The 607-nt window shown below is 46.0% G+C and carries 1 protein-coding gene and 1 pseudogene; both read left to right on the top strand.

Going from position 1 to position 607, the window contains the following annotated elements; all coding sequences use genetic code 11:
- On the top strand, positions 1–526 hold a 526-nt coding region (araD, locus tag ACWHAR_RS29305; protein WP_452088722.1), incomplete at its 5' end, for an L-ribulose-5-phosphate 4-epimerase AraD.
- Positions 504–607 (top strand): annotated as a pseudogene (locus tag ACWHAR_RS29300) (haloacid dehalogenase); the annotation flags it as partial. The gene araD and the pseudogene ACWHAR_RS29300, both read left to right, overlap by 23 nt.

The following is a 607-nucleotide window of genomic DNA, read 5'->3' as shown; positions in this document are numbered from 1 at the left end:
CTTGGTTGTTTTGAACCTTGATGGAGAGGTCGTCGAAGGCTCGCTTAAGCCTTCTTCAGATACACCTACCCATGTTTATCTATATAAAGCCTTTCCGAATATCGGGGGAATTGTCCATACCCATTCCCAATGGGCGACAAGCTGGGCGCAATCGGGCAGAGACATCCCTCCGTTAGGCACGACCCATGCTGATTATTTTGACAGTGCGATTCCATGTACTCGAGAAATGTATGATGAAGAAATCATTCATGACTACGAACTGAATACAGGAAAAGTCATAGCGGAAACCTTTCACCATCATAACTACGAACAGGTGCCGGGTGTGCTCGTGAATAATCACGGACCGTTCTGCTGGGGCACTGACGCCTTAAATGCCATTCATAACGCAGTTGTATTAGAAACGGTTGCCGAAATGGCCTATCACTCTATTATGCTGAACAAGGATGTAACCCCAATCAATACAGTCCTGCATGAAAAGCATTTTTATCGAAAACACGGAGCAAATGCGTATTATGGCCAGTCATGATACGCCTGTGTCACCAGCCGGCATTCTGATTGACTTGGACGGTACTGTATTCAGAGGAAATGAGTTGATCGAAGGAGCAAG

The sequence above is a fragment of the Bacillus sp. LR--39 genome, assembly GCF_053613335.1.
The sequence above is the reverse complement of the archived record's forward strand: the minus strand, read 5'-3'. Positions and strand labels throughout refer to the sequence as shown.